Source organism: Streptomyces sp. NPDC037271, assembly GCF_055603605.1.
On record NZ_JBVJVN010000028.1, the window covers coordinates 1 to 20,673 of the forward strand.

At 71.1% G+C, this 20,673-nt stretch carries 18 protein-coding genes and 2 pseudogenes; 8 read left to right on the top strand and 12 right to left on the bottom strand.

All coding sequences use genetic code 11. The features are described from left to right. Nucleotides 1-241: 241 nt before the first annotated feature. A pseudogene (locus tag ACZ7G3_RS31275) lies at nucleotides 242-376 on the bottom strand (transposase); the annotation flags it as partial. Between the two features lie 468 nt (nucleotides 377-844). Further along, complete coding sequence (tatA, locus tag ACZ7G3_RS31280; RefSeq protein ID WP_470929653.1) at nucleotides 845-1,126, bottom strand: Sec-independent protein translocase subunit TatA; 282 nt, start codon at nucleotides 1,124-1,126, stop codon at nucleotides 845-847. A gap of 137 nt (nucleotides 1,127-1,263) precedes the next feature. On the opposite strand from tatA, the gene ACZ7G3_RS31285 reads away from it, so the two are divergent. Continuing rightward, nucleotides 1,264-2,802, top strand: coding sequence for an LCP family protein (locus ACZ7G3_RS31285; RefSeq protein WP_470929654.1), 1,539 nt, complete (start codon nucleotides 1,264-1,266; stop codon nucleotides 2,800-2,802). A 319-nt stretch (nucleotides 2,803-3,121) separates the two neighbouring features. Here ACZ7G3_RS31285 and ACZ7G3_RS31290 read toward each other — a convergent pair whose 3' ends face one another. Together ACZ7G3_RS31290 and ACZ7G3_RS31295 are read right to left on the bottom strand one after the other, a co-directional pair. Then, entirely contained in the window at nucleotides 3,122-3,706 is a 585-nt protein-coding gene (locus tag ACZ7G3_RS31290; RefSeq protein WP_470929656.1) for a TerD family protein, read from the bottom strand. 127 nt (nucleotides 3,707-3,833) lie between these two features. Continuing rightward, on the bottom strand, nucleotides 3,834-4,409 hold the full coding sequence (locus ACZ7G3_RS31295; RefSeq protein ID WP_470929658.1) for a TerD family protein: 576 nt from the start codon (nucleotides 4,407-4,409) through the stop codon (nucleotides 3,834-3,836). Between the two features lie 185 nt (nucleotides 4,410-4,594). On the opposite strand from ACZ7G3_RS31295, the gene ACZ7G3_RS31300 reads away from it, so the two are divergent. Then, nucleotides 4,595-5,026, top strand: coding sequence for a sec-independent translocase (locus tag ACZ7G3_RS31300; RefSeq protein ID WP_470929659.1), 432 nt, complete (start codon nucleotides 4,595-4,597; stop codon nucleotides 5,024-5,026). Nucleotides 5,027-5,177: 151 nt separating this feature from the next. Here ACZ7G3_RS31300 and ACZ7G3_RS31305 read toward each other — a convergent pair whose 3' ends face one another. The 3 genes from ACZ7G3_RS31305 to ACZ7G3_RS31315 all read right to left on the bottom strand — a co-directional run bounded on the left by ACZ7G3_RS31305 (nucleotide 5,178) and on the right by ACZ7G3_RS31315 (nucleotide 8,618). Next, the gene (locus ACZ7G3_RS31305) at nucleotides 5,178-5,417 is read right to left on the bottom strand and encodes a hypothetical protein (protein WP_470929661.1); all 240 of its coding nucleotides are present in this window, start codon (nucleotides 5,415-5,417) and stop codon (nucleotides 5,178-5,180) included. Between the two features lie 191 nt (nucleotides 5,418-5,608). Further along, nucleotides 5,609-8,263 carry a magnesium-translocating P-type ATPase gene (gene mgtA, locus ACZ7G3_RS31310; protein WP_470929663.1) on the bottom strand — a complete coding sequence of 885 codons (2,655 nt, stop codon included), beginning with the start codon at nucleotides 8,261-8,263 and terminating at the stop codon, nucleotides 5,609-5,611. Then, nucleotides 8,256-8,618 (bottom strand): ArsR/SmtB family transcription factor, encoded by a 363-nt coding sequence (locus ACZ7G3_RS31315; protein WP_470929665.1) that lies wholly within the window; start codon nucleotides 8,616-8,618, stop codon nucleotides 8,256-8,258. Before ACZ7G3_RS31315 ends, mgtA begins: the two co-directional genes overlap by 8 nt. 294 nt (nucleotides 8,619-8,912) lie before the next feature. On the opposite strand from ACZ7G3_RS31315, the gene ACZ7G3_RS31320 reads away from it, so the two are divergent. Then, nucleotides 8,913-9,680, top strand: a complete 768-nt coding sequence (locus ACZ7G3_RS31320) for a transposase (RefSeq protein ID WP_470929783.1) — start codon at nucleotides 8,913-8,915, stop codon at nucleotides 9,678-9,680. Here the strand turns inward: ACZ7G3_RS31320 and ACZ7G3_RS31325 are convergent. Together ACZ7G3_RS31325 and ACZ7G3_RS31330 are read right to left on the bottom strand one after the other, a co-directional pair. Continuing rightward, nucleotides 9,583-10,470, bottom strand: a complete 888-nt coding sequence (locus ACZ7G3_RS31325; protein WP_426602747.1) for a septum formation family protein — start codon at nucleotides 10,468-10,470, stop codon at nucleotides 9,583-9,585. The two genes, ACZ7G3_RS31320 and ACZ7G3_RS31325, sit on opposite strands and share 98 nt — an antisense overlap. Before the next feature lie 225 nt (nucleotides 10,471-10,695). Further along, nucleotides 10,696-10,983, bottom strand: a pseudogene (locus ACZ7G3_RS31330) (hypothetical protein); the annotation flags it as partial. A gap of 150 nt (nucleotides 10,984-11,133) precedes the next feature. Between ACZ7G3_RS31330 and ggt the strand changes: the two are divergent. Beyond that, nucleotides 11,134-12,936 (top strand): gamma-glutamyltransferase, encoded by a 1,803-nt coding sequence (gene ggt / locus ACZ7G3_RS31335; RefSeq protein WP_470929667.1) that lies wholly within the window; start codon nucleotides 11,134-11,136, stop codon nucleotides 12,934-12,936. Between the two features lie 6 nt (nucleotides 12,937-12,942). Here ggt and ACZ7G3_RS31340 read toward each other — a convergent pair whose 3' ends face one another. Then, complete coding sequence (locus tag ACZ7G3_RS31340; protein ID WP_470929669.1) at nucleotides 12,943-15,474, bottom strand: ATP-dependent Clp protease ATP-binding subunit; 2,532 nt, start codon at nucleotides 15,472-15,474, stop codon at nucleotides 12,943-12,945. Between the two features lie 131 nt (nucleotides 15,475-15,605). After that, the gene (gene map / locus ACZ7G3_RS31345) at nucleotides 15,606-16,382 is read right to left on the bottom strand and encodes a type I methionyl aminopeptidase (protein WP_470929671.1); all 777 of its coding nucleotides are present in this window, start codon (nucleotides 16,380-16,382) and stop codon (nucleotides 15,606-15,608) included. Nucleotides 16,383-16,445: 63 nt separating this feature from the next. Between map and ACZ7G3_RS31350 the strand changes: the two genes are divergently transcribed. From ACZ7G3_RS31350 to ACZ7G3_RS31360, 3 genes are all read left to right on the top strand, one after another. Further along, on the top strand, nucleotides 16,446-16,697 hold the full coding sequence (locus ACZ7G3_RS31350; protein ID WP_398135859.1) for a helix-turn-helix domain-containing protein: 252 nt from the start codon (nucleotides 16,446-16,448) through the stop codon (nucleotides 16,695-16,697). A 177-nt stretch (nucleotides 16,698-16,874) separates the two neighbouring features. Continuing rightward, entirely contained in the window at nucleotides 16,875-17,717 is an 843-nt protein-coding gene (locus ACZ7G3_RS31355) for a nitrilase-related carbon-nitrogen hydrolase (protein ID WP_470929673.1), read from the top strand. Then, nucleotides 17,714-18,997: an aspartate aminotransferase family protein gene (locus ACZ7G3_RS31360; RefSeq protein ID WP_470929675.1), complete on the top strand. Its 1,284-nt coding sequence runs from the start codon at nucleotides 17,714-17,716 to the stop codon at nucleotides 18,995-18,997. Before ACZ7G3_RS31355 ends, ACZ7G3_RS31360 begins: the two co-directional genes overlap by 4 nt. Nucleotides 18,998-19,062: 65 nt before the next feature. On the opposite strand, the gene ACZ7G3_RS31365 is transcribed toward ACZ7G3_RS31360, so the two are convergent. After that, nucleotides 19,063-19,227: a hypothetical protein gene (locus tag ACZ7G3_RS31365; protein ID WP_470929677.1), complete on the bottom strand. Its 165-nt coding sequence runs from the start codon at nucleotides 19,225-19,227 to the stop codon at nucleotides 19,063-19,065. Here ACZ7G3_RS31365 and hydA point away from each other — a divergent pair. Then, entirely contained in the window at nucleotides 19,226-20,671 is a 1,446-nt protein-coding gene (gene hydA / locus ACZ7G3_RS31370; protein WP_470929679.1) for a dihydropyrimidinase, read from the top strand. The genes ACZ7G3_RS31365 and hydA overlap by 2 nt on opposite strands. Nucleotides 20,672-20,673 lie beyond the last annotated feature (2 nt).

The following is a 20,673-nucleotide window of genomic DNA, read 5'->3' on the forward strand; positions in this document are numbered from 1 at the left end:
TACGCGGGCAACCAGGGCACCCAAAACCGTTCGGGGTGTCCGCAGTGACCAGGTACGAGTCCAAGACTCACTCCTGCTCACTGATTAGGAACGGTTGTTGCCGTGCTTGTGGGCCAACTGCTCGTGGTGACGTGCGAGGGAGCGGGTGGCTGCCTGGTTGGTGATCGCGTGCTCGCCGCAGAACAGGAACGCGGGCCGGGCCTCGCTCGGCCGACTCGCCCGACGCGGTCGGGGGCCTGGCGTCCTCATCGGTGGCGGCGCGGCGCGGCCACTTCGACAGCGTGATCGGGTGGACGCCGAAGTCAGCGGCGATTTGTTCCAGCGTGACGCCGGACTCGCGGTTGCGCGCGACCCGCACGACGTCCTCGCGGAACTCCTTCGGATACGGCTTGGGCGCTGCGACATCCTTCCAGGCCGACGGGGCGCCGCCCGGGCGGGGTGCAGTCCTGGTTGAGGGCGACGTTCCGGCACTTGGCGAGACTCACACCCGTGGACGCCGGCTTCTCCTCGCGGGGACGAGGCGGGCCAACCGTCCGTGAGTCCGTCCTGCGTGACGGATGCGTGACGGACCCCAATATTTCAAAAGTTGCGCAGGTTTTAAAGTGTGTCCATGGGGGCTGAAGAAGCCACGGCCCGTGAGCGTGCGGCGCTCGACGGCGGCCCGGCCGATGGGTTGCGGGCGCGCGTGGCCCGCCGGCCGTGGGTGTTGCAGGTGACCTGTCCGTGCGTGGTCGAGAGCGGCGAGGCCGAGGTGCGGGCCGGGGCGCTGCACGTCTGTCGCTTCGACTTCCGCGTACGGGTGGGCCTCTTCGGTACGGCTTCGACGGGGTCGGCCCTTGGATCGTCAGCGGGGCGCGGTGTCGCCTCCTGGGGTGGGGCTTGCCAGGGGTGCATCACCGGAGGCGGCCTGAACGGGCCGGTGCGCCTGCTGCCCGGCCACGTCGGGAGGGGCTGCCGCGGTCTGCGGCGCGTCCTCCTCCTTCATGGCCTTGGCCTCGCTCTTGAGGATCCGCAGCGACTTACCAAGAGCACGGGCCGTGTCCGGCAGCCTCTTCGACCCGAACAGCACGATGACGACGATCGCCACGACCAGCAGATGCCAGGGCTGCAGTGCATTACGGAACATGTTCGTCCTCTCGCAAGTACAGGGTGAGCGCCACGAGAATGCGCCCGGAAAAGATTGCTACATTGCGCAACTGTACAACCATTGGATGGGGTCAGTCGTCCCCTCCGTATGAGGCCGGACGAATGAGAGGTGCACGCATGACCAGCAGCCATCGGGTGGCACGGCCGCGCCGCGGCGACACCACGGCTGACAGTCCGGTCCGACCGCGGGCCGCCGCCCGCAGTCGGCGGCGTAAGCGCAGCCGGGTGCGGCTCGGACTCGGGATAGCGCTGTCGCTGCTGGTCCTTGTGACAGCCGGTGTCGGCTGGACGTATCTCACGCTGAGCGGCGACATCGACACCTTCAGCGCGGACGGGATCTCCGACAACCGGCCCGACGGCTCGACGAAGGGACAGAACGTCCTCGTCATCGGCTCGGACGCGCGCACCGAGGGCAACAGCGAACTGGGCGGTGGGGACGAGGGGGACATCGGGCGCTCCGACACCGCCTTCCTGCTGCATGTGTACGCCGACCGTCAGCACGCCATTGCGGTGTCGATCCCCCGCGACACGCTCGTCGACATCCCGCCCTGCAAACTGCCCGACGGCACCTGGACCAAGCCGCAGACCAACGCGATGTTCAACGCGGCCTACTCCGTGGGCCAGACGGCCAAGGGCAACCCGGCCTGCACCCAGAACACAGTGGAGAAACTGACCGGCTTGCGTGTCGACCACACCGTCGTCGTCGACTTCAAGGGCTTCTCGGAACTGACCGAGGTCGTCGGCGGCGTCAACGTGTGCCTGCCACAGGACATCTACCAGAAGGACCTCAATCCCAACCGCACCACCCGCGGTGAGCGCATCTTCGCCAAGGGCGAGCAGAGCGTGTCCGGCTCGAAGGCCCTGGACTACGTGCGCATCCGGCACGGCATCGGCGACGGCTCCGACATAGGCCGGATCAAACGCCAGCAGGCCTTCGTCGCCGCGCTGATCAAGAAGGTGAAGACCGACGGCTTCACCCCGACCAAGCTGCTGCCGCTCGCGAACGCCGCCACGCAGTCCATGACCGTCGACCCCGGCCTCGGCTCGGCCGACAAGCTGATCTCCTTTGTGATGTCGCTGAAAAGCATCGACCTGCACAACACCAAGTTCATCACCATCCCCTGGCGCTACGAGGGTGAGCGCGTCGCGATCGTCGAGCCGGATGCCGACGCCCTGTGGGCGGCGCTGAAGGCCGACCGCACGATCGACGGCGAGGACGCCAGCGGCAACAACGGCGATAGGCAAGCCGCGTCCTCGTCGCCGGACCCCGACGGGCCGGCGTCCGGCGACGGGATCGCTGTGGCCGTCTACAACGGCACCACGGTCACCGGCCTGGCCGCCCGCGCAGCCGAGACGCTCAAGGACCACGCCTTCACGGTCACGGGTACGGAGACGGCGCGCACCCAGGACTACAGCACCACGGTGATCGAATACGGGCCCGGCCAGAAGAACGACGCGAAGGCCGTCTCACAGTTCTTCGCCGGCGCGGAACTCCGGGCGGCCTCCACCGTGGGCATCAACGTCACCCTGGGCCAGTCGTATGCAGCCAATCCCTCGGCTACCGCTTCCACCGAGCCAACTGCCGTGCCCCCCACGGTGGCCGACGATGCCCGCTCGGCCGACGACGATGCCTGCTCCGACCTCTCCTACGGCTGAGCAGCGCGATCCCTGCCCCGACTTGCAAGGAGGTACTCCCATGCCTGCCCCATCGCAACCGTCTCACGATGTCGTCGAGCGGTTGCTGCTGCGCGCGGACCTGCTGCGTCAGCTGCTGGAGGCCGACCGCGAGCGCAGCTCAGCCACGGCCGACTCGGCTCAGCGTGCGACGGCTGCCTCAGCCGCTGTCGCAGCTGCCCGGAATGCGGTACACCCGGGCAGGTCAGTCCACGAGAGCGTCCGGGCTCGGCGAACGTCGTGCCCGTCGACCGGGATGGCCGGCGAGCCGGTGAAGGCGGTCTGCCCGGCTGGCTGCCCGCTACAGGTGGGAGGTGATGGCGGGCATCAGGTCCTGGTAGGTACGGCCGGTGGCGGGTTCGCCGATGGCGGCCATCTGCCAGCCGCTGCCGCTTCGGTGGACCTTGGCCATGATCTGGGCGGTGTAGTCGCCGCCGCCGGTGAGGGTGTGGCGGGCCAGTTCCTGGCCGGTGGTCTCATCGACCAGGCGGCAGAAGGCGTTCTGCACTTCGACGAAGGTCTGGCCGGTGAAGGAGTTGACGGTGAAGACGATCTGGTCGACGCGAGCGGGTACGCGCCGCAGGTCCACCAGGATCGACTCGTCGTCCTGGCCCTGGCCGGTGCCGCCGACGAGGTTGTCGCCGGTGTGCCGCACCGATCCGTCGTCGCTGACCAGGTGCTGGTAGAAGACGACGTCGATGGGCTCCTGGCCGGCGAAGAGGACGGCGGAGGCGTCGAGGTCGATCTCGCGGGTGCCGGCCAGTTTGGCGAAGAAGCCCTTGCGTGGTGACGCCTGCCAGCCCAGGCCCATCCGTACGACGCTGAGTGCTCCGCCGTCGGACTTGCTCAGACTGATCTGCTGGCCCTTGCCCAGGTTGACGATCATGTGCGGCCCTTCTTCTGTGCGATGCGTGTGTGGCGGTATGGCCCGGTGCTGTGCCAGTCCGGAGGGACGCCGGGCGTGGGCCCGCCGCCCGCAGGGGGACCTGCGGGCGGCGGGGGTACCGGAGAGGTCAGACGCTGACGCCGTAGTCGGAGGCGATGCCGGCAAGGCCGGAGGCGTAGCCCTGGCCGATGGCGCGGAACTTCCAATCGGCCCCGTGGCGGTAGAGCTCCCCGAAGACCATCGCGGTCTCGGTCGAGGCGTCCTCGCTCAGGTCGTAGCGGGCCAGTTCGGCGCCGCCGGCCTGGTTGACCACACGGATGTAGGCGTTGCGGACCTGTCCGAAGCTCTGCCCGCGGGCCTGGGCGTCGTGGATCGAGACCGGGAACACGATCTTGGTGATATCGGCGGGCACGGTGGCGAGATCGACTTTGATGATCTCGTCGTCGCCCTCGCCGTCACCGGTGAGGTTGTCGCCGGTGTGTTCCACCGAGCCGTCGGGGCTCTTGAGGTTGTTGTAGAAGACGAAGTGCTGGTCGGAGACGACCTTCCCGGCTTCGGCGCACAGCAGCGCGCTGGCGTCCAGGTCGTGATCCGCACCGGTCGTGGTCCGCACGTCCCAGCCCAGGCCGACCAGGACCGCTGTCAGGCCTGGCGCCTCCTTGCTCAGTGACACGTTGCCACCCTTGGCGAGACTCACACCCATGGTTCTCCTTCGTTGTTCCAGTGCTCTTGTGCCGTCACCCTGCGTCAACGCGCAGGACCCTCCCATGATTGCATGCTTGCGCAATTGGTAGAGTGTCGAGTGGGGGCCCGGCGATACGGCGCCCGGCGAAACGGCAGCAGCCGGGCGCCTCTCTTCCGGCGGCGACGGATCAAGGAGTGGGCAGGGTGTTCTCTGATGTGGGGCCTCTTGAGCTGGTGACGCTCGGGATCCTCGCCGTTCTGCTCTTCGGGCCGGACAAGCTGCCGGAGGTCATCCAGAACGTCGTGGGCTTCATCCGCAAGGTCAGGGAGTTCTCCGACAGTGCGAAGCAGGAGATTCGCTCCGAACTCGGCCCGGAGTTCGAGGACTTCGAGTTCGATGACCTCAATCCCAGGACGCTTGTCCGCAAGCGGTTGATGGACAACGAAGCCCTGGGGTTCGACGAAATCCGCAGGGCCTTCGATCTGGGACAGGAAATGACGGACGTGGCGGACGCCGTCCGCCAGGGACAGGGCGGCGGGGACGAGGGCGGTTCGTCCGCCCCCGTCAGCCTGCTCAAGAGCGGCACCGCGGCCGTCCCGCCAGAACACCCACGGTTCGATCGTGACGTGACGTGAGCCGCAGCAATGTCGGCGGCGTATTCTCCGCAGCCCCGCGGGGTCCGGAAACGGCCGTCCCGAATGATTCCGCCCCTGGTGGGCTGAGTACCGAGGGCACCAGGCGCACTTCACGTGCAGCAGTCTCAACGACCAAGAGGATCAAGCATGATCACCTGGTGTTGTAGCCCAGCGCCGGCAACTCGTTGATGGTGTACGGCCCGGACGGCAATCGTGCGTTCAGGTCGTGCAGGTGCCAGGCGGCGGCTTCGACAGCCAGGTCCCGGTCGTCGGGCAGCTCTTCCCAGTCCCGGCCGGCGAAGCCACGCCCCTGCTCGGCCTCGTCCGAAAGCGGCGCGGTCCAAGTTCGCGATACCGAACGCGGCGCCTGGCTTGTAGCGTTGTCAGGCACGCTCCCGCGTGTGTGTGGACCTGAGGGAAAAGCGCGCGGGGGTGTAGTCCGCGGACCGCCCCGGAGGTGGCGGAGACGTCGTGCGACTCCTGTCAGGTGTCGCCGTGCTGGACGCACCAGGCGCCGCGGCACGGGGTGGGTTCCGCGGACTGTGGAGTGTGTGGCCCGCGTGGACGCCGGTGCAGGCCCCTTTACGCATCCGCATGGCGCTTGTCATAGCGGGCCTTGGCGACCGCGAGGCCGGCCGCGTACAGGACGAGGACGAGGCCGAGCAGCAGGTAGTACACGGGCGGCAGGGCGGCCATGCCCAGCCAGGGTCCGAGGGGGGTGAGCGGCAGCAGCACCCCGATGGCGGCCAGCGCGGTGGCGGCGAGCCGGACCGGTCCTGGGGCGCCACGCTCGGCAGTGCGGCGGCCCGACCTGAGCAGCAGCATCACCAGCGCCTGGGTGAGGAGGTTCTCGGTGAACCACCCGGCGTGGAACGCCGCCTCGCTGTCCGCCGCGGTCGTTTCGTGCAGCGCGAGGGCGAGGACGGCGAAGGTGGCCAGGTCTGTGGCGGCGTTGAGCAGGCCGAAGCCGGTGATGAAGCGGAGGAAGGCGCGCGGCTTCAGGACGGTGGGCCGGCGCAGCGTGGCCGGGTCCGGCCGGTCGTAGGCGAAGGCGAGCTGGGCGGCGTCGAAACACAGGTTCTGGGCCAGGACCTGTACGGGAAGCATGGGCAGGAAGGGCAGCAGCAGTCCCGCGCCGAGCATGGCGATGACGTTGCCGAGGTTGGAAGAGAGCGTGATGCGCAAGTAGGTGGCGATGTTGCCGCTGCTGCCGCGCCCGGCGGTGATCGCCTGGTCGATGGCGGTGAGGTCCTTCTCGGCGAGCACGACGTCGGCGCTCTCGCGTGCCACGTCGACGGCGTCACGCGGGCAGATGCCGACATCGGCGGCGTACAGCGCGGGCAGGTCGTTGACTCCGTCGCCGAAGAAACCGGTCGTGTGCCCGCGTGCGCGGAGCGCGGCGACGATACGGGCTTTGTGCGCGGGCGTGCAGCGTGCGAAGACGGTGGAACGGCCGGCCAGGTCGGCCAGTTCGCGTTCGGACAGCGCATCGAGGCGGGCCGCCGTCACCACCTCGCCCGCGTCGAGGCCGAGCTCGCGGCAGACGCGGGCGGCGGTGCCGGGATGGTCCCCGGTGAGGATCTTGACGGCGACACCGCGGTGGGCGAGGGCGCCCAGGGCGTCAGCGGCGGTCGGAGCGAGGGCGTCCCGCAGGGTGACGAAACCGCTGAAGGTGAGGCCGCGTTCGTCCTTCACGCCGTAGGCCCCGAGTCGGGCGGGGCGCTCGGCCCGGGCGACCGCGATCACCCGCAAACCGCTCTCGGCCTCCCGGGCGGCGAGGGCGAGCAGCCGGTCCCGCTCGGCCTCCTCCAGGACACATCGCTCCAGCACGTCCTCGACGGCGCCCTTGACGACCAGCGTGTGCACGCCCAGGCGGGCGGGACGGCGTACGACGGCGGTGGCGAGGCGGCGTACCGGATCGAACGGCAGCGCGGCAACACCTTCGTACTCCATCAGGTCGATGTCGCACGTCTGGGCGGCGTCCAGGATCGCCTCGTCCAGCACGTCGGGAACGGGCAGGTCGGCGAGTTGCAGCGTCCACCAGGCATTCGCCGCCGCCCAGGTCAGTACCTGCGGATCGGGGCGGCCACGGGCGTCCAGCGAGCGCTCGACGACGGGACGGTCCTGGGTGAGGGTGCCGGTCTTGTCGAGGCACAGCACATCGACCGCTCCGAGGTCGTGCAGGGCGGGCAGCCGTTTGACGATCACTCCGGCGCGCGCCAGCAGCGCCGCGCCGCGGGCCTGCACGGTGGTGATGATGACCGGCAGCATCTCCGGGGTCAGGCCGACCGCCACCGCCACCGCGAACGGGAGTGTCTCCAGACCGCGCCCGCGCAGCGCGGCGTTGGCCATCAGCACCAGCGGTGGAGTGAGCAGCATGAAACGGATGAGGATCCAGGAGATCCCGTGCACCGACCGGTCGAACCCGGTCCGCTCTCGCTGCCGTCCGGTGTCGCTGTGCGCGGCGGCGAAACGGGTACGTGTGCCGGTCGCGACGACCACTGCCGAGGCATTGCCCGAGGCCACGCTACTGCCCTGGAAGCACAGCTGCGGCTGCCCGAGCAGGTCCGTACATGGATCCTCGGGTGCGTCGACGGGGTACTTGGGGACCGGCGCCGACTCCCCGGTGAGCGCGGCCTGATGCACGGTCAGGCCGTTGGCGCGCAGCAGCCGCACGTCGGCCGGCACCAGGTCGCCCGGGCCCAGCCGGATCACGTCCCCCGGCACCAACAGGGCGACGGGGACCTCTCTGGCCAGCGGCTGCGCCTGTTCGTCGGTGCGCCGCAGTACGGTCGCGGTGGTGGCCACCAGCTCGCGCAGGGCGGCCATGGACTGCTCGGCCCGCCGTTCCCCGCCGGCGCGCAGCACACAGCTGACCGCCACCAGGACCAGGATCACGCAGGCGGTGCCCCAGGAGGTCACCGCGGCCGACACCAGTCCGAGGCAGAGCAGCACCGTGGTGAAGGGATCGCGCAGACCGCCCGCGACACGGCGGGGCCAGGAGACGGACCGCGACGCGGGCAGGGTGTTCTCGCCGAACCGGGCCAGGCGCTCATCGGCCCGCGCCTCCACCAGCCCACGCGGCCCGCTGCCCAGAAAACGCAGTACCTGCAGTGGCGTGAGCGTGGCCAGGCCGCGGAAGACGTCATCCGACGGTGGTCCGCTGCCCGATTCCGGTATGCCCTGCGTGTCCGGGGCGGTACGGCCGGGACCGGGGACTGCGGCAGTCTCAAGCACCGAAGCCGCCGAGACGTGCCGGGCGTGAGGCGTGCTCGGCGCGGTCGGACAGCTGCCCGACCATCAGCCGCACCACGGTCACCACATCCGGGTCGTCGACCAGATAGACGTGCCGCCGCCCCTCCCGTCGCGACCTCACGAGACCGGCCAACTTCAGCTTCGTCAGATGCTGGCTCACCGCGGGCAGCGCGCCGCCCACCCGCTCCGCGAGCCCGGTCACGTCGCTCTCGCCCTGTGCCAGCGCCCAGACGATGTGCAAACGGGCAGGCGAGGCCAGCAGCCCGAAGGCCGCGGCCGCCTCCGCCAGCACCTCGGCGGGCGGATCCTCGAAGCGCCCGCCATTGCTCGCCACCATGTTCTCCCATCCCGCTCGGGCGACATCCGTGCCCCCGGAGAGACCCAGTCTAGGCCGCGCCCCGTATGTGCCCGGTGCGCTTCGGCTGTGGCGATACTCGGCGCGGTCTCTACCCCATCGGCTGTGTCGTGCCGCCGGAGCCGCCCGTCCGGTGCCGGCTCTGCTCCTCATCAACCGCCTGATGGCTCGGACCCTTGAGACCCTCCGGATCCGGCACGTGCTTCAGAGGGCATCTGATCTGTGTAGTTGGTAGTCAGGGATGGTTTTGTGACTGTCGGTGTTGGCAGTCGTTGGGTGAGGTGTGAGTGCTCGTGTCCGTACCGCAGCTGTCTCCGACGCCCGCCGGCCTTGATCGAACCGGTCTTCGCCGCCTGGCGAGCCGGCAGAACCGGACCCGGCACAGCGACCCGGGTGCACGACCTGCGGGAGATCGTCAACGCGATCCTGTACGTCAATCGCACCGGCATCCCGTGGGAGTACCCGCCCCACGACTCCCCGCCGTACAAGACCGTCTACGACTACTGCGCCGAGCGGGAAGCCGACGGCACCACCCAGCAGGTCCACGACCTGTTACGGGACAAGACCCGTCGATCCCACGGCCGCAGCACTCAGCCGACTGCGGCCGTGATCGACGCGCAGAGCGTGAGGACCTCGGCAAACGTGGCCGAGACCGGTCAGGGCATCGACGCCGGCGAGACGGTGAGGAGGCCGACGTACCAGCCGTCGGCGAGGACCGCGGCGAGGGCCTCGACATCGACCTCGGGGAGCAGCGCAGCCGGCTCGCGTCCGGACGCGGCGTCCGGACGCTGTCCGGGCAGGTCAGCAGGGTTGCCCGCTGGGCTCGCGGACGTCGTCCGGACATCGTCCCTGCAGGAGGCTCTCCACGAGAGCCGGCCCCGGCCCCGGCCCGTCCCCGTCAGGCGGGGACGGGCCGGGGCCGACCGGTGCCCGCCGCTCGGATGTGTCAGCCCGCCCAGACCTCGGCCTCTTCGGCCGGGACGGTGGTGGCCAGGCCCAGCTCCTTGCGGGCGGCGACCGACTTGTTCGGGTCGATGCCGGTGAACGCCGGGTCGTAGGCGGCGTAGAACGTGTCGGCGTCGGCGGCGTCCGCGGCCTTCTTCCAGTCGCCGGCCGCCTTCGCCAGCGTCGAACGGAGCGTGCCGACCTCGGTGCCGTCGATGCCGTTCAGGCCCTCGACGTGGGCCTGGAGTGCGGCCGCGACGGCCTTGGCCTGCGCCTTGTAACCGGGCAGGTCGGCCTCGACGGTGTCCTTCTCGGACTGGTTCGCCCACAGCGCCTCGTAGACCGCGTTCGACCCCTTGAGGTACGTGAGCTGCTCGGGCTTGAGGGACTTCGCGGTGTCCAGCGTGCCGCTCAGTACGCCCTTCTCGGCGGTGTAGGTGCAGCTCACCGAGCGGTCGCCCGTCGCCCAGCTCTCCGCGGTCGGGGTGTAGTAGAAGAGCTCGGCGCCCTTGGGGAGCGCCCAGGTGTCCGGGGCGTACTTCTGCGCCTCGACCGGGCAGCGGGTGTCCGCGATCGCCGAGACCCCGTCGTCGCCGGGGTACGCCTTGCCCTCGTCGATCGAGAACTCGCCCACGACCTGGCCTTCGTGCGCCTCGTCGCAGGGCACGATCTCGACGGTGTACGCCGTCCCCTCGGCCTTGCCGGACGGGTTGTAGCAGTCACCGGTGTCCAGCGAGAACACCGAGCGCTGGCGGGCCACCTTCTTCGCGCCGTCCTTGGCGCTGTCGACGGCGTCGGTGACGTCCGAGCACCCCACCGCGCCGATCGCGAGCAGGGCGGCAACGGCGGATATGCCGCGAAGGGAACGATAGGGGGCACGGGCAGTCATGACGTGTACATCCTCTTACTTGATCTTTATGAGGGGTATGCGGATCGTATGCCATCTCTGCGCCCGGTCGTGACCCGGTGGCTCGAGGGCAAGCTCTCACCTCGTCGCGGCGTATCAGACTCGGGACGGGCCGCGAGGGTTGTACCGGTACTGAGCCGGCGGCACCGGTGCCCCCGGCCGGGCACCGGTGGGGCCCTGAACTCGCGCCGAGTGCGCGTCCGCCGGGTCCGTACGCTCGCCGGAGCCCTGGTGGACCATGTCCTGCGTGACCACCTGGACGTGCGCGCCGCAGTCCTTGATCGGCGCGGACAGTTCCAGCAGCGTGAAGACGTCGAAGCGGTGGACCGCCGGTTCGGAGGCGGCGGGGTCCCGGTTGACGGCCGGCGGCGACTCGGAACCGTCCGGCAGCCCGAAGGACGCCTGCCTGCGGCGGAGTCTGCGCTTCCACAGGTAGGTGCGGGCGGGCCGGCCCAGCGCGGCGCTGATGCCGGCCGGTCCACGCCGGGGGACGATGTCGCGTACGTCGTCAGTCGTGGGCGCGCATGCCGGCGGGCGTTGGCGTACCGGTGCTCGACGGGCCGCGTGCGGGTGCTCCCCGCGTGCTCCTGACGCGGCCATGACGATCAACTAAGCTGCCCGAACGGCCCTTCCCTGGAGGTGCGGATGCGTCGCCCTGTCGCACGGAAACTGATGGTCCTGGCGGTCTCGGCCGCCGTGGTGTCGGTGGGGGCGGCGGCGCCGCCCGCCGACCGGAGCAGACCCGCCGTCCCGAAGACACCGGTCGCCGTCGGGTACGGCGGCGCGGTCGCCAGCGTCGATGCCGACGCCTCCGCCGCCGGCATCGAGGTCCTGCGCAAGGGCGGCAACGCCGTCGACGCGGCGGTGGCCACCGCGGCAGCCCTGGGCGTCACCGAGCCCTACTCCGCCGGCATCGGCGGGGGCGGCTACTTCGTCTACTACGACGCCAAGTCCCGTACCGTGCGCACCATCGACGGCCGGGAGACCGCGCCGCTGGCCGCCGACGAGCACCTCTTCACGGAGAACGGCGAGCCGATCGCCTTCGCCGACGCCGTCAGCAGCGGCCTCGCCGTCGGCACCCCGGGCACGCCCGCCACCTGGCAGGCCGCCCTCGACAAGTGGGGCAGCCGGAAGCTCGGCTCCGTGCTCAAGCCCGCCGAGCGTCTGGCCCGGCACGGCTTCACCGTCGACGACACCTTCCGCTCCCAGACGGCCGCCAACGAACAGCGGTTCCGTTACTTCCCGGACACCGCCGAGCTGTTCCTGCCGGGCGGTGAACTCCCGGTCGTCGGCTCCACGTTCAAGAACCCGGACCTGGCGCGCACGTACAAGGAGCTGGCCCGCGAGGGCGTCGGCGCGCTCTACCACGGTGAGCTCGGCGAGGACATCGTCGCCACCGTCAACAAGCCGCCCGTCGGCCCGGACTCCGGCTGGAACGCCCGCCCGGGCGACCTGACCGCCAAGGACCTCGCCGCCTACGAGGCCGAGTTCCAGGCACCGACCAGGACCTCGTACCGAGGCCTGAACGTCTACTCCATCGCGCCCTCCTCCTCCGGCGGCACCACGGTCGGCGAGGCCCTCAACATCCTCGAGCGCACCGACCTCTCCAGGGCAAGCAAGGCCCGCTACCTGCACCGTTTCATCGAGGCCAGCCGCATCGCCTTCGCCGACCGGGGGCGCTGGGTCGGCGACCCGGCCTTCGAGGACGTACCGGCGAGGGAACTGCTGTCGCAGCGGTACGCCGACTCGCGTGCATGCCTGATCAAGGACGACGCGGTGCTCACCAGCCCCCTCGCGCCCGGCGACCCCCGGCGCCCCGCCTCCTGCGCGGGCGGCGGCACGGCGGCCCCGACGACGTACGAGGGTGAGAACACCACGCACCTGACGGTGGCCGACAGGTGGGGGAACGTCGTCGCCTACACGCTCACCATCGAGCAGACCGGCGGCAGCGGCATCACCGTGCCCGGCCGCGGCTTCCTGCTCAACAACGAGCTGACGGACTTCTCCTTCGCCCCCGCCAACCCGGCCGTCCACGACCCGAACCTGCCGGGACCCGGCAAGCGCCCGCGGTCGTCGATCGCGCCGACGATCGTCCTGGACCAGCAGAAAAGGCCGGTCGTGGCCGTCGGTTCGCCCGGTGGCGCCACCATCATCACCACCGTGCTCCAGACCCTCACCGGCTTCATCGACCGCGGACTCCCGCTCGTCGACGCGATCGCCGCCCCGCGCGCCAGCCAGCGCAACGCCGCGCAGACCGAGCTCGAACCCGGGCTCTACGACAGCGGGCTGCGGGGCGAGCTGGAAGCGCTCGGGCACGCGTTCAAGGCCAACCCCGAGATCGGCGCGGCGACCGGTGTGCAGCGGCTGCCGAACGGGAGGTGGCTGGCCGCAGCCGAGAAGGAACGCCGCGGCGGCGGCTCGGCGATGGTGGTCAGGCCCGTCCGGTAGCGCGGGTCACAGTTCGGGGACGGGCCGCTCGGGCGTCCGGAACGCCAGCCGCCCGTCCTCGACGTCGACCGTGACCCGGCCGCCCTCCGCGATGCGGCCGTCGAGGAGCAGCCGGGACAGCTCGTTGTCGACCTCGCGCTGGATGGTGCGGCGCAGCGGGCGGGCGCCGTACTCGGGCTGGTAGCCGCGTTCGGCGAGCCAGTCCACGGCGTCGTCGGTGAAGTCGACGGTGATGCCCTGCGCGTGCACCATCCGGCGGGTCTGCTCCAGGAGCAGGCTGGTGATCTGCCGCAGCTGCTCGCCGCTGAGCTGGCGGAAGACGACGATCTCGTCGATGCGGTTGAGGAACTCGGGCCGGAAGTGCTCGCGCAGCGGGCGGAGCACCTGCTCGCGCCGGGCCTCCTCGTCCGCCTCCGAGCCGCCGGCGCCGAAGCCGATGCCCGCGCCGCGCCGGGTGATCACGTCGGAGCCCAGGTTGCTGGTCATCACGACGACCGCGTTGCTGAAGTCCACCGTCCGGCCCTGCGAGTCGGTCAGCCGGCCGTCGTCCAGCACCTGGAGGAGGATGTTGAAGACGTCCGGGTGCGCCTTCTCCACCTCGTCGAGCAGGAGCAGGGAGTACGGGTGCCGGCGCACCACCTCGGTGAGCTGACCGGCCTCCTCGTGCCCGACGTAGCCGGGCGGGGCGCCGACCAGGCGGCTGACGGTGTGCCGCTCCTGGTACTCGCTCATGTCCAGCCGGACCATCCGGTCCTCGCTGCCGAACAGCGCCTCGGCCAGCGCGCGGGCCAGCTCGGTCTTGCCGACGCCGGTCGGGCCGAGGAAGAGGAAGCTGCCGATGGGCCGGTCGGGGCTGGAGAGCCCGGCGCGGGAGCGCAGTACGGCGTCGGAGACGACCCGTACGGCCTCCTCCTGGCCGACCACCCGCTCGTGCAGGTGGGACTCGAGGCCCAGCAGGCGGTCCTTCTCCTCCTGGGTGAGGCTGCTGACCGGGATGCCGGTCTGCCGGGACACCACCTCGGCGATGGACTCGGTGCCGACCACCAGGTTCAGGCCCTCGTCGGCCTCGCCGCCGCCGTCGGCCTCGGTGATCCGCTGCTTCAGTTCGGTGATCCGGTCGCGCAGCTGCATGGCCTGCTCGTACCGCTCGTCCGTGACCGCCTGGTCCTTGTCCCGGATCAGCTGGTCGACCTCGCGCTCCATGGCCCGTACGTCCGTGCCCTTGGTGCGCGCCCGCAGTCGCACGCGGGCGCCCGCCTGGTCGATCAGGTCGATGGCCTTGTCCGGCAGCCTGCGGTCGGTGAGGTAGCGGTCGGACATCTCCACGGCCGCCACCAGTGCCTCGTCGGTGTAGCGGACCTGGTGGTGGGCCTCGTAGCGGTCGCGCAGGCCGCGCAGGATCTCGACGGCGTCCGCGGTGGTGGGCTCGGGCACCAGGATCGGCTGGAAGCGGCGGGCGAGGGCGGCGTCCTTCTCGATCCGGCGGTACTCCTCCAGCGTGGTGGCGCCCACGATGTGCAGCTCGCCGCGGGCCAGCGCCGGCTTGAGGATGTTCCCGGCGTCCATCGAGCCGCCCTCGCCGCCACCGCCCGCGCCGACGACGGTGTGCAGCTCGTCGATGAAGATGATCAGCTGGTCGGAGTGGGCGCGGATCTCGCCCACGATGTTGTTCATCCGCTCCTCGAAGTCGCCCCGGTAGCGGGTGCCGGCGACCACGCCGGTCAGGTCCAGCGCGACCACCCGGCGGCCGATCAGCACGTCGGGCACGTCGCCGTCGGTGATGCGCTGCGCCAGCCCCTCCACCACGGCGGTCTTGCCGACGCCCGCGTCACCGATGAGCACCGGGTTGTTCTTGCCGCGGCGGGAGAGCACCTCGACGGTCTGCTCGATCTCCTCCTCGCGCCCGATCACCGGGTCGATCCGGCCCTGCTGGGCCAGGTCGGTGAGGTCGCGGCCGTACTTGTCCAGGGTCGGTGTGTTCGTGGACCGGGGCCCCTCCGGGCGGCCGGCCTTCGCGGCGTCCGGTGCCTCCGTCGGCAGGCCCGAGGGGGCGAACCGGGCCGCGTTCAGGATGTGCCCGGCGGCCGAGTCCGGGTTGGCGGCCAGGGCGCTGAGCACGTGTTCCGGGCCGATGTACCCGGTGCCGGTCGACCGGGCCAGTTCGTGCGCGTCCAGCAGGGCGCGTTTGACGGCCGGGGTCAGGGAGAGCGAGGTCGGCGGCGGTGCCTCACCCGGCGGGTGCTGCACCGGGCCGGTCCGCTCGTCGATCTGCGAGGCCATCGCGTCGGGGTCGGCGCCGGCCCGGCTGAGCAGGCCCCGGGTCGGCTCGGTGGAGAGCGCGGCCCGCAGCAGGTGCTCGGTGTCCAGGTCCCGGCTGCCGTGCTCGGCGGCGTACTGGGCGGCGCCGCGCACCAGCTCCCGGGCGGGCTGGCTGAGCAGCCGCCCGATGTCGATCTGCCTCGGCCTGGGCCCGCCGAAGAAGCGTGCCAGGAATTCCGCGAACGGGTCGCCCTCCGGGCCCATGAAGCCGCTGGTCATCGTTTCCGGTCCTCCGCTGCTTCGCTGATCGACGTGCCGGGGCCGGGTAACCCGGTCGGGGTGCGCTCATGCCCAACATGACACGTTCTGTTCCGTCGGGCATGTGGGGGAACCCCGGCCCCCGGCCCGCCTCAGAGGCCGTCGCGCGAGGTCAGCACCCGCGGACCGGAGTCCGTGACGGCCACCGTGTGCTCCACGTGAGCCGCCCGGGAGCCGTCGTTGGTGCGCAGGGTCCAGCCGTCGGGCGCGCAGTGGTAGTCGTCCCGGCCGCCGCTGATCAGCATGGGCTCGAGGGCGATGACCATGCCGTGGCGCAGGGGGAGGCCGCGTCCCGGCCGGCCCTCGTTGGGCACCCCCGGGTCCTCGTGCATGTGCCGGCCGATGCCGTGGCCGCCGAAGTCCTCCATGATGCCGTAGCCGGCCCCTCGGCACACCGAGCCGATGGCGTGCGCGATGTCGCCGATGCGGTTGCCGACGACGGCCGCCTCGATGCCCGCCGCGAGGGCCCGCTCGGCGGTCTCGATCAGCGCCACGTCCGCCGGGCGGGGGGTGCCCACGACGAAGCTGACCGCCGAGTCGCCCGCCCAGCCGTCGAGTGTCGCGCCGCAGTCGATGGAGACGAGGTCCCCGTCGCGCAGCCGGTAGCCGTCCGGGATGCCGTGCACGATCGCGTCGTTCACCGACGCGCAGACGACGGCCGGGAACGGGGTCTGCGCGAAGGAGGGACGGTAGCCGAGGAACGGCGAACCGGCGCCCGCCTCCCGCAGTACCTCGTGTGCCACCGCGTCCAGCTCCAGCAGGGACACCCCCACGTCCGCGGCCTGCCGTACGGCGGTCAGGGCGCGCGCGACGACCTGGCCGGCGGCGTGCATGGCGTCGATCGATGTGTCTGTCTTCAGTTCCACCATGCCAATTACTATACCGGTATTTGAATTGGGTCCGTTCCGGGGGGCCGGTATTACAATGACGGCATGGTGCGCACCCCCCTGACCCCCGAAGAGCGCGAACGCGGCGAGCGGCTCGGGCGGCTGCTCCGCGCGGCCCGCGGCGACCGGAGCATGACGGAGGTCGCGGCCGAGGCCGGCCTCTCCGCCGAGACACTGCGCAAGATCGAGACCGGCCGGGCGCCCACCCCGGCGTTCTTCACGGTCGTCGCGCTGGCCCGCGCGCTGGGGCTGTCCATGGACGAGCTGGCCGGGCGGTGCTCGCTCGCGGGGGTCTGAGAACGCCCCAGCCGCCCCACCGGCCCCTCCACTCGCCCACAGGGGTGCGAAAACCGATCGACGCCGCGCCTTGACGACGATGGTCTTGGCAAGCCCGCCCGGCCGGGCTTACGTTCGTCCCTCTACGGCCTGCTCTACGGGCGTAGAGGCTCTGACGTCGTGTCGAAGGAGCAGCTCATGGCCAACGTCGTTCGTGCCGCTCTCGTCCAGGCCACCTGGACCGGCGACACCGAGTCCATGGTGGCGAAACACGAGGAGCACGCCCGCGAGGCGGCCCGGCAGGGAGCCCGGGTCATCGGCTTCCAGGAAGTCTTCAACGCCCCCTACTTCTGCCAGGTCCAGGACCCCGCCCACTACCGCTGGGCCGAGCCCGTCCCCGACGGGCCGACCACCCGCCGGATGCGGGCGCTCGCACGCGAGACCGGCATGGTGGTCGTCGCCCCCGTCTTCGAGGTCGAGCAGTCCGGCTTCTACTACAACACCGCGGCGGTGATCGACGCCGACGGCACCGTCCTCGGGACGTACCGCAAGCACCACATCCCGCAGGTCAAGGGGTTCTGGGAGAAGTTCTACTTCCGTCCCGGCAACGCCGGCTGGCCCGTCTTCGACACCGCCGTCGGCAAGGTCGGCGTCTACATCTGCTACGACCGCCACTTCCCGGAGGGCTGGCGGCAGCTCGGCCTCGGCGGCGCCCAGCTCGTCTACAACCCCTCCGCCACCCACCGCGGCCTCTCCGCCCACCTGTGGCGGCTCGAACAGCCCGCGGCGGCCGTCGCCAACGAGTACTTCGTCGCCGCGATCAACCGGGTGGGACAGGAGGAGTACGGCGACAACGACTTCTACGGGACCTCGTACTTCGTCGACCCGCGCGGCCAGTTCGTCGGGGAGACCGCCAGCGACACCAAGGAGGAACTCGTCGTCCGCGACCTGGACTTCGACCTCATCGACGAGGTGCGGCAGCAGTGGGCCTTCTACCGCGACCGCCGCCCCGACGCCTACCAGGGACTGGTGCGCCCGTGACCCGCGACCTGTTCGCCCGCCACCGGTCCGTCCTGCCCGACTGGCTCTCCCTCTACTACGAGGACCCGCTGGAGATCACGCACGGCGAGGGCCGCCACGTCTGGGACGCCGCCGGCAACCGGTACCTCGACTTCTTCGGCGGCATCCTCACCACGATGACCGCGCACGCCCTGCCCGAGGTGACCAAGGCGATCAGTGAGCAGGCCGGGCGGATCAACCACTCCTCGACCCTCTACCTCAACCGGCCGATGGTCGAACTCGCCGAGCGCATCGCCCAGGTGAGCGGCATCCCGGACGCCCGCGTCTTCTTCACCACCTCCGGCACCGAGGCCAACGACACCGCCCTGCTGCTCGCCACCACCCACCGGCGCTCCAACACGGTCCTGGCGATGCGCAACAGCTACCACGGCCGCTCCTTCGGCGCGGTCGGCATCACCGGCAACCGGAGCTGGTCCCCGACCTCGCTGTCCCCGCTCCAGACGCTCTACGTCCACGGCGGCGTACGCACCCGAGGCCCCTACGCCCACCTGGACGACCGCGCCTTCATCGACGCCTGCGTCGCGGACCTCGAGGACCTCCTCGGCCACACCCGCCCGCCCGCCGCGCTGATCGCCGAACCGGTCCAGGGCGTCGGCGGCTTCACCTCCCCGCCGGACGGCCTGTACGCCGCCTTCCGGGACGTGCTGCACGAGCGGGGCATCCTGTGGATCGCCGACGAGGTGCAGACCGGCTGGGGCCGGACCGGCGACCACTTCTGGGGCTGGCAGGCCCACGGGCGCGGCGGACCGCCGGACATCGTGACCTTCGCCAAGGGCATCGGCAACGGCATGTCCATCGGCGGCGTCATCGCCCGCGCCGAGATCATGAACTGCCTGGACGCCAACAGCATCTCCACCTTCGGCGGCACCCAGGTCACCATGGCGGCAGGCCTCGCCAACCTCAACCACCTCCTGGAACACGACCTCCAGGGCAACGCCCGGCGCGTCGGCGGACTGCTCATCGAGCGGTTGCGGGCCGTCGCCGCGCAGGTTCCGCACGTGCGGGAGGTGCGGGGGCGCGGGCTGATGATCGGGGTGGAGGTGACCCGGCCCGGCACCGACCGGGCCGACCCCGAAGCCGTGTCCGCCGTGCTGGAGGAGGCCCGCGCCGGCGGGCTGCTCATCGGCAAGGGCGGCGGCCACGACACCAGCGTCCTGCGCATCGCCCCGCCGATGTCCCTCACCGTCGCGGAGGCGGAGGAGGGCGCGGCGATCCTGGAACGCGCTCTGCGGAGCCTGTGACCACCGCGCACTGAGCGGAGGGGAAGGACCCGCCCCCACCGGCCCGGCGCCTACCGGCCCGGCGGCTACCGGCCCGGCGCCCGGTCCCGGTGCCCCGGCGGCGGCGCGACGGTGCTCACCACCGGGCGCCGCGCGCCGACGACACCGACGAGCGGGCCGGGTGCGTACGCCGCCCACACCGCGCGCAGCCCGCGACCGACGAACCGGGCCCTGACAGGAGGGAACAGCATGAGCAGCCGTACCGTCATCCGCGGTGGCCTCGTCATCACCGCGTCGGACGAGATCCACGCCGATGTCCTGATCGAGGACGGCCGCGTCGCGGCGCTCGCCGCGACCGGCACCCCGGCCGCCGCGGCCTTCACGGCCGGGCGGAGCGACCTGGGGGGCGACCCGCCCGGAGAGTGGGGGAGGGTCGTCGACGCCACCGGCAAGTACGTGATCCCGGGCGGGGTCGACGGACACACCCACATGGAGATGCCCTTCGGCGGCACCTACGCGGCGGACACCTTCGAGACCGGCACCCGGGCCGCCGCCTGGGGCGGCACGACCACGATCGTCGACTTCGCCATCCAGAGCGTCGGCCACTCCCTGCGCGAGGGCCTGGACGCCTGGCACGCGAAGGCCGAGGGCAACTGCGCGATCGACTACGCCTTCCACATGATCGTCTCGGACGTGAACCAGGAGACGCTCAAGGAGATGGACCTGCTGGTGGAGGAAGGCGTCACCTCCTTCAAGCAGTTCATGGCCTACCCCGGCGTCTTCTACTCGGACGACGGCCAGATCCTGCGCGCCATGCAGCGCGCCGCCGGGAACGGCGGCCTGATCATGATGCACGCCGAGAACGGCATCGCGATCGACGTCCTGGTCGAGCAGGCCCTGGCCCGGGGCGAGACCGACCCGCGCCACCACGGCGAGGTCCGCAAGGCGCTCCTGGAGGCCGAGGCCACCCACCGGGCCATCAAGCTCGCCCAGGTGGCCGGGGCCCCGCTGTACGTCGTGCACGTCTCGGCGGCGGAGGCACTGGCCGAGCTGACCCGGGCGCGCGACGACGGACTGAACGTCTTCGGGGAGACCTGTCCGCAGTACCTGTTCCTGTCCACCGACAACCTCGCCGAGCCGGACTTCGAGGGCGCCAAGTACGTGTGCAGCACCCCCCTGCGCCCGCGTGAGCACCAGGCGGCCCTGTGGAAGGGGCTGCGGACCAACGACCTCCAGGTCGTCTCCACCGACCACTGCCCCTTCTGCTTCACCGGCCAGAAGGAGCTGGGCCGCGGCGACTTCTCCAAGATCCCCAACGGGATGCCGGGCGTGGAGAACCGCATGGACCTGCTCCACCAGGCCGTGGTCGACGGGCACATCAGCCGCCGCCGCTGGATCGAGATCGCCTGCGCCACCCCGGCCCGCATGTTCGGCCTCTACCCGAAGAAGGGCACCATCGCGCCCGGCGCCGACGCCGACGTGGTCGTCTACGACCCGCACGCCGAGCAGGTCATCTCCGCCGACACCCATCACATGAACGTCGACTACTCGGCCTACGAGGGCCGGCGCGTCACCGGCCGGGTGGAGACCGTCCTGTCGCGCGGCGAGGTCGTCGTGGACCGGCGGACCTACACCGGCCGCGCCGGCCACGGCACGTACACACCCCGCTCCACCTGCCAGTACCTCGACCGCTAGGG

Coding starts and splice junctions, on each gene's coding strand:
- ggt (WP_470929667.1), top strand. CDS start 11,134: ATGCGTCGCCCTGTCGCACGGAAACTGATGGTCCTGGCGGTCTCGGCC.
- ACZ7G3_RS31290 (WP_470929656.1), bottom strand. CDS start 3,706: ATGATCGTCAACCTGGGCAAGGGCCAGCAGATCAGTCTGAGCAAGTCC.
- hydA (WP_470929679.1), top strand. CDS start 19,226: ATGAGCAGCCGTACCGTCATCCGCGGTGGCCTCGTCATCACCGCGTCG.
- map (WP_470929671.1), bottom strand. CDS start 16,382: ATGGTGGAACTGAAGACAGACACATCGATCGACGCCATGCACGCCGCC.
- ACZ7G3_RS31295 (WP_470929658.1), bottom strand. CDS start 4,409: ATGGGTGTGAGTCTCGCCAAGGGTGGCAACGTGTCACTGAGCAAGGAG.
- ACZ7G3_RS31325 (WP_426602747.1), bottom strand. CDS start 10,470: ATGACTGCCCGTGCCCCCTATCGTTCCCTTCGCGGCATATCCGCCGTT.
- ACZ7G3_RS31355 (WP_470929673.1), top strand. CDS start 16,875: ATGGCCAACGTCGTTCGTGCCGCTCTCGTCCAGGCCACCTGGACCGGC.
- ACZ7G3_RS31350 (WP_398135859.1), top strand. CDS start 16,446: ATGGTGCGCACCCCCCTGACCCCCGAAGAGCGCGAACGCGGCGAGCGG.
- ACZ7G3_RS31365 (WP_470929677.1), bottom strand. CDS start 19,227: ATGCTGTTCCCTCCTGTCAGGGCCCGGTTCGTCGGTCGCGGGCTGCGC.
- ACZ7G3_RS31340 (WP_470929669.1), bottom strand. CDS start 15,474: ATGACCAGCGGCTTCATGGGCCCGGAGGGCGACCCGTTCGCGGAATTC.
- ACZ7G3_RS31315 (WP_470929665.1), bottom strand. CDS start 8,618: ATGGTGGCGAGCAATGGCGGGCGCTTCGAGGATCCGCCCGCCGAGGTG.
- ACZ7G3_RS31285 (WP_470929654.1), top strand. CDS start 1,264: ATGACCAGCAGCCATCGGGTGGCACGGCCGCGCCGCGGCGACACCACG.
- tatA (WP_470929653.1), bottom strand. CDS start 1,126: ATGTTCCGTAATGCACTGCAGCCCTGGCATCTGCTGGTCGTGGCGATC.